8 protein-coding genes are annotated in these 7,189 nt (G+C 34.9%); 6 read left to right on the plus strand and 2 right to left on the minus strand.

Annotated features, from left to right (window positions below; translation table 11 throughout):
- Positions 1-3 precede the first annotated feature (3 nt).
- Positions 4-1,476: a DUF5687 family protein gene (locus tag ABY905_RS02400; RefSeq protein WP_372640067.1), complete on the minus strand. Its 1,473-nt coding sequence runs from the start codon at positions 1,474-1,476 to the stop codon at positions 4-6.
- 231 nt (positions 1,477-1,707) lie between these two features.
- On the opposite strand from ABY905_RS02400, the gene ABY905_RS02405 reads away from it, so the two are divergent.
- From ABY905_RS02405 to ABY905_RS02425, 5 genes are all read left to right on the plus strand, one after another.
- Positions 1,708-2,511 (plus strand): toxin-antitoxin system YwqK family antitoxin, encoded by an 804-nt coding sequence (locus ABY905_RS02405; protein WP_372640069.1) that lies wholly within the window; start codon positions 1,708-1,710, stop codon positions 2,509-2,511.
- 57 nt (positions 2,512-2,568) lie between these two features.
- Positions 2,569-3,942, plus strand: coding sequence for an exodeoxyribonuclease VII large subunit (gene xseA / locus ABY905_RS02410; protein ID WP_372640071.1), 1,374 nt, complete (start codon positions 2,569-2,571; stop codon positions 3,940-3,942).
- 38 nt (positions 3,943-3,980) lie between these two features.
- Positions 3,981-4,181: an exodeoxyribonuclease VII small subunit gene (gene xseB / locus ABY905_RS02415; protein WP_372640073.1), complete on the plus strand. Its 201-nt coding sequence runs from the start codon at positions 3,981-3,983 to the stop codon at positions 4,179-4,181.
- A gap of 62 nt (positions 4,182-4,243) precedes the next feature.
- On the plus strand, positions 4,244-5,671 hold the full coding sequence (gene dacB / locus ABY905_RS02420) for a D-alanyl-D-alanine carboxypeptidase/D-alanyl-D-alanine-endopeptidase (RefSeq protein ID WP_372640075.1): 1,428 nt from the start codon (positions 4,244-4,246) through the stop codon (positions 5,669-5,671).
- Between the two features lie 312 nt (positions 5,672-5,983).
- On the plus strand, positions 5,984-6,064 hold the full coding sequence (locus ABY905_RS02425) for a hypothetical protein (RefSeq protein WP_372640082.1): 81 nt from the start codon (positions 5,984-5,986) through the stop codon (positions 6,062-6,064).
- A 41-nt stretch (positions 6,065-6,105) separates the two neighbouring features.
- Here ABY905_RS02425 and ABY905_RS02430 read toward each other — a convergent pair whose 3' ends face one another.
- Positions 6,106-6,360, minus strand: a complete 255-nt coding sequence (locus ABY905_RS02430) for a hypothetical protein (RefSeq protein WP_372640078.1) — start codon at positions 6,358-6,360, stop codon at positions 6,106-6,108.
- Positions 6,361-6,510: 150 nt separating this feature from the next.
- Between ABY905_RS02430 and ABY905_RS02435 the strand changes: the two genes are divergently transcribed.
- Entirely contained in the window at positions 6,511-7,005 is a 495-nt protein-coding gene (locus ABY905_RS02435) for a hypothetical protein (RefSeq protein ID WP_372640080.1), read from the plus strand.
- The last annotated feature ends 184 nt before the right edge of the window (positions 7,006-7,189 follow it).

Raw genomic sequence — 7,189 nt, forward strand, 5'->3', positions numbered from 1 at the left:
ACCTTAAGATTTAATTCTGAAGCCTTCGGCCATTTTATATTTTTTATCAATAAATCGTTTTGTAACAGCTATAAGTAATTTCTCATGAAAGATTATACCTAATAAGCCAATTGTTCCAATTAATACGAGACCTACAATAGGTAAATCGGCAATTCCAAAGGGTGCATATATGATTAATGGGAATAATAAAATTGGAAACATCAAAAAGAAGTGCTGAGCACTCACACCTTGATAATTAAAAGCAGCTCCTCCAGATAGATTCATGAATTTTCTATTATTACAAGCAAAATACAATAGGACAAATGTATTGACACCTATATTAAAAATCAGAGTAACTGTATTAACCAACAAAATATAAGAACCGTAGTAAGTATAGGGCAAAATCAATAAATACATAAACAAAGAAGAAAGCACCATCAAATTATATTTACTTTTCAGAAAGTTTAAATAACTTGTATTTGAAGTTAAGATCAAGTCAAAGTGACCACTTTCCCATGCAAAAAAATACAAGCCAAAAGCCATCATAAAACCACCTGTCATAAATAGCCCTACAAAAATTAAGAATCCAGTTGACTCTAGCATATCTGGTTTTGGATAAAACATCAAACCATACAAAGCAACTAAAGGCAACATCATCAATTGTGTTCGAGAACGCTTGTTACGAACAAACATTTTCATCTCGAGCATCATAAACTCCCCGATTTTACCAAAACGCTCAAAATAGGTAAGCTTACTCAATGAACCTTTGGCAGAGCCTGTTCCTTTAGAGAATTCCTCCAATGAGAAATTTCCAAACAATAAGCGATAATTTAGAAAGTAAGCTCCCAAAAACATTGCAGCAGGCACAAGCAATAAAAGAGGTTGCTGTATCATTGACTGAAAAATAGAAGCAGAATAAGATTTAATATCAATCAGATTAAAATGATCGATGAAACCAAATAGAACAATTGATAGAAGAAAGATGTAGAATACAATTTCATATTTGATTTGTACGCGCTTGATATATATCGCCAAATAATTTACCAATAGATCACAAATTACAATTGAAGCCAAAATGAGTACGACCTGCCCGGAAGTAAGATAAGCAGATAGTGGTATCAAAATGGGCACGATTATAATTATTGGTATAATATTTAGAATATTATACAAAGGCTTAGTTAAGATAAAATTAACCAAACGTGATTTTTTGATTGGTAATAGAAGATAAGGCATAGCTGCCATTGTTGGTAATTTCTGCAATAATGATCGCAAAATCAACATAGCCGCAAAAAAGTACATGAAGTAACTTAATAATTCATTTAAGGGATCTCCTCCTTTTTTTGCTAATGCTGTACCAACATAGAATGCAAAACCCAGAAGCTCAAGTGAGATAATAAAGAAAATAAAACCCATTAGAAGTTTTATCCCCATACTCTTTCCAAATATGGGAGACCGCATCGCGGCTTTGTGCTGATGACTAATTAAATTGAAATTCATTAAAATTTAGATTTTGGGTATTCAATTAACTTATTACTTGACAATAGAATAATTCTATAACGCAATCACACATAAAACAACTACTAACATAAGTAATAAAATTGATTAATAAAATAGTGAAAACAAAATATTAGCTAAAACAAAAATCAGACTCATAAATTCTTAGTATTTTTGGGAGAGAACAATCAAAGTTATCATCAATATCATATCCAACACCTTAAGATTAAATTCATGTACAAATTCATATACTGCAGCTTGCTTTGCCTATTTTCATTAACCTTATTTGCTCAAAACATCAACAAAAAAGATGAGCAAGGGAGAAAGCAAGGTTACTGGGAAAACATTACTCCATTAGGGGAAAAGGTTTTTGCCGGAAGTTTTAAAAATGGTTATCCTGAAGGGGAAATGAAACGCTTTCACAAGAATGGGGCAATTAAAGCCCGTCTGTTTTTTTCGAACAAAGGCAAAAATGCCAAAGCTCAGCTCTACAATTCTTATGAGCAACTGTCAGCTACTGGTAATTATATCGATAAGAAAAAAGATTCTCTTTGGAAATACTTTGATAAGAATGAGCAAATTCGAATTGAAGAGTTCTTTGTGAATGGGAAAAAGGATGGCTTAAGTACTTATTATTATCCTGACGGACTAACATACGAGACCTATGAATATAAAAATGGGCTTAAGCATGGACAGTGGATACGATATGATAGAGAAGGAAAGAAAAGCATCAGTGCCCACCACTCGAATGGTAAATTGGATACCTATTTTACAACTTACTATAACAATGGGATTACCAAAATTGACGGCTTATACAAGAACGGCAAGCGACATGGAAAATGGATATTTTATACGCTAAAGGGGGAAATTGACAAAACGATAACTTACGAAATGGGTATTGCAGATAATCAAGATGAGTTAGATGCAAATCAGAAACAAGAGTTAGATGCTATGGAAGCAAACAAAAACAAGGATATCGATCCGGAACATTATATTGAGAACCCAACGGAATATTTAATGAAACAAAGAAGAAAATAGCTATTTTGTAAAATATAACCTGGAACATAAAATCAATTTACCTTTAAAATCAAATCTGTGAAAGGCATATCCTTATATCAATTAAACAATCAAATCAAATCGCATTTATCCAATGCCTTTTCGGATGAGATATGGGTGGTTGCTGAAATATCAGAACTGAGGCAGACTCAAACAGGACATTGCTATCTGGAGTTAATCGAAAAAGACGAAAATACAGATCAAATTACCGCCAAAGCTAGAGCCACTATATGGGCCTATACTTTTAGAATGCTTAACCCCTATTTTAAGACCAGCACCGGACAAACGCTCACTTCTGGCATTAAAGTTTTAATTAAAGTTAGTATTGAATTTCAAGAAATATACGGCTATAGCCTCAATATAAAAGACATTGATCCTACTTATACTTTGGGCGATATGGCTCGAAGGAAAAAAGAGGTGATTGATAGATTGAAACAAGAAGGTGTTTTCGATATGAATCGGGATCTACTTTTTCCAGAAATTCCTAAAACAATTGCTCTTATTTCATCGCCAACAGCTGCAGGTTATGAAGATTTTGTGGACCAGCTTGAGAATAACGCCCAGGGCTATAAATTTCATCACAAACTGTTTCCTGCCATTATGCAGGGTAACCAGGCTGAAGCTTCAATCATAGCAACGCTCGAAAAGATATACGCTTACGAGGATATTTTTGATGTGGTAGTTATCATCCGTGGTGGTGGATCTACATCTGATCTGAATTGTTTCGACAATTATGATTTGGCTCAAAACATCGCACAATTCCCCTTACCCGTGATCTCTGGAATTGGTCATGAACGCGATGAGAGTATTGTGGATATGGTTGCTAACGTAAAAGTAAAAACACCAACTGCTGCTGCTGAATTCTTAATCGATTGTTTCGATGAATGTGAATCTTATCACGAAGGTTTGCAGGAAAATTTCGTGGCTGGTATTCAAGATATTCTGATGGAATCGTCTGATCGACTTCAACAGCTTTCACAAAAATTCACACCACTGGTTCATCAAATTCTTGCGAGTAAGAACAACCAATTAAATATGCTCAGACAAAGCATTATTTCTTCTGGCAAAAGTCTTTTGCGTAACTCAAAACATCAACTACAATCCTTCTCTTTCGATTTAAAGTTGGGTATAAAGCATCAGCTCGATATGGAGCAGATGAATCTTAATCAATTTATTTTAAAACAAAGAAACGTTAGTCGACGATTCTTCAACAAACACAGGCATCAACTTGAACTTTTCGAGCAGAGTGCAAAATATGCAGATCCTGAAAATATTCTGAAAAAAGGCTACACTTTGACTCTTAGCAAGGGCAAAATAATAAAAGATATCAGCCAACTTAAAGAAGGTGATATCATAGAAACCAAATTTGCCAAGGGAAGTACTGAAAGTCAAGTAAAAGTCATAAAAGAGTAAGTTGCAATCAGAATACAAAAATCTTAAATAGAAACATCATGCCTAAAAAGAAAACAAACTACCGCGAAGCCTTAACCGAAATTGAAGAAACGATTCAGGCAATCGAAAATGAAGAATTAGATGTGGATCAACTTTCAGATAAAGTGAAACGTGTGTCGGAGCTTCTGAAAATTTGTAAAGAAAAACTTCACAATACCGAAAAAGAAGTTGAGAACATTCTGAATGAAATGGAAGAGTAAATAATTACGGATTATGAATTAAGAATTGACGCATACCAACCAAAAGATTGACTCACATCATAATGACACGATTTACTCTAAATTTAAGTTTCATCGGATACCTTTTGTTAGTTTGTTTCACAGCATCTGCTCAAAAACAAAGCGATCAAAAGATAGTTGATGGTTTTGTGGAGCAAGCGCATTTTAAATCTGCCAGTATTGGAATAGAGATTCGAGATTTGAAAACGGGTGAATTACTTGCTGAAAGTGACTCTGAGAAAAGTTTAACACCTGCTTCCACTCAAAAGCTTGTTACCACGGCTACAGCTCTCGAAATTTTAGGTTCTGATTTTCAATTTAGAACTGATGTTTTTATCACAGGCAGAATCGATAAAGACGGCGGATTAATGGGCAATCTGGTTATCAAAGGCTATGGGGATCCTACTTTGGCCTCTAAATATTTCCCTCAGAACAACCGCTTTATATCCTCAATATATAAGGAGCTTAAAAACAATGGGATTTCTCAGATTAATGGTAAGCTTATAGTTGATAATAGCTACTTCGAAAGCTCGATTCCACGAACATGGATTTGGGAAGATATTGGCAACTATTATGGAGCAGTACCTCATGGTCTAAGCTATAAGGACAATACTTACACCCTGCATTTTGAATCAAAAGAAGCTGGTACACTCACAGAGATAAAAAAGATTGACAGTAAACAAAATGGAATAAGTTTTTCCAATGAGGTATTGAGTTCTACTATAAATAAAGACAGAGCTTACATTTTTGGAGGAACAACAAGCGACCATAGACTTATTGAAGGAACGATTCCTCAAAACCGATCTGACTTTAAAGTTAAAGGTGCTCTTTCCAGACCTGAAACTGTACTCCTTTCAGATTTAAGAAATGTTCTTCATGCAGGTGGAATACCAATAAAAGAACAAAGTTTTAAGACTAAAACGCAAAAGACTCTACTCCAATTTAATTCGCCTCCCCTATCTGATATTGTAGCAATAACCAATCAAAAAAGTATCAACCTATTTGCTGATCATCTCCTATTTGAGATTGGAATGACCAAAAAAAATGAAGCTAATTGGCAATCAGGCATCAATGCTACGAAAGAGTTTTGGCAATCAAAAGGGATTGACTCCACAAGCTTATTTTTATTCGATGGAAGTGGTTTATCTCACTTTAATGCTATCTCGGCAAAGGCGCTCAATCAAATATTGACACAGATGAATAAGAGTGAAAATGCTAAGGTCTTTTTTAATTCACTACCCATAGCAGGTAAAAATGGGACTTTAAAAAGTTTTGGTAAACAGAGCGAGTTAGTTGGGAATTTTAAAGCAAAAACGGGGAGCATGACAGGTGTTCGTTCCTATTCTGGTCTGTTGACAAAAAAAGATGGACAACAAATCGCCATTAGCCTCATCATCAATAATTATTCTTGTAGTTCAAATCTCTTAAATGAGAGCTTGGAAGCAATGCTCATAGAGCTTGCTCAGCACTAAAATTTCAAGAAGCAATATGCCTGCTTCATATTACAATCCTTTAACATTCCCTTGCAATTAGCATCTCTTAGCTTGAGATAATACCCAAACTGTTTACAACACCCGACCACCCTTTTGCTTTATATTATCGAAGCTTTACTGCGCATGATCTTCCGGTTATAAAAAAGTACCGGCGGAAGATGGCAACCGAGAGGCAGAACGTCATAACTGGATGGCGGAATATATCAACTGGGTGGCGGAACGTATCAACTGGATGGCGGAACATGTCAACTGAGGTGCGGAACGTTATAACTGGATGGCGGAATATATCAACTGAGCGACGGAACGTATCAACTGAGTGGCGGAACGTATCAACTGAGCGACGGAACGTATCAACTGGGTGGCGGAACGTAATAACATAATGGGCTAACATGTCGACCGAGTGGCAGAAGATATTAACTGTCTGGCATGATCTTGCCGCTCAACAAAATATAATTGGCTTTAGTTAGGCTGACAGTAAAACAAGGCTTCGTTGGCCTAAAACCAATGAGCCTTGCTATAATATTTTGGATATCTACTAAAAGAAGTAGCATAACTCGAGCATTCGCTACCCAATGGGTATTTTCAACGGCTGCTTTTCCAGTAATATCATCACCAGTCTTATCATTAATAGCTATACATAAAGCAATAATATTTTGATTAAAAAGCACACATGATTTTTTAATTCAACTTACTAGCTATAAGAATAAAATGTATTATTAGCTCCAAATCCATTCGTTGATTATTGTTTAATGTTGGGTTTTATTTATTATGTTTGTTTTTAATATTTTAACCTATAATTAATACTAAACCCCCAGTTTATGAAAACGAGATTAATAAAATTTTTGAGTTTATTATTTTGTGTCACGATTTGTTTTACCGCTTGCGATAAAGGTGAAGTGACATTAACAGATTTTGAACAACACATTGTTGGCGATTGGAAATACGAAACAGTGGGTTTTATAATTGAAGGGCAAGAAGTGTCTTTAGAACAGTTTGTAAAATTGTTTGGTATACCTGATGGTGCAGAAGCTGAATTTGATGAGGAAATGATTTTTGGAGAATTAAGTATCTCATTCAATGATAATCATGAAGGAAAGGTTTATTCCGATAATAGTGAAGATAGTGATTCATTCACTTGGAAATTAATAGCCGATAATCAGGTGAAAATAACGGATAAATCGAATCCAATGAATACGATGATTTTTGTAGAATCGGGGAATTCAATTTATTTCGAAGTGGACGCAGAAGAACTTGGACTTGATGATGATGATCAGTTATTTGAGATGATGAGAACCTATCTGAAAAAGGAATAAATCCAAAATATAGGATTAAAAAAGCTTCACCGATTCTCATCAGTGAAGCTTTCTTATATATGGTTTTCTGTCTTTTAGAAGAAATAATACAAACCAACAGAAACACGTGTGTTACCAACCCAATGGGTATTTTCAACTTCTGCTTTCTCAGTAATATCACCATAAGCGGCAGCTGTATATTCAG

The sequence above is a fragment of the Ancylomarina sp. genome (genome assembly GCF_041555295.1).
GTDB lineage: Bacteria > Bacteroidota > Bacteroidia > Bacteroidales > Marinifilaceae > Ancylomarina.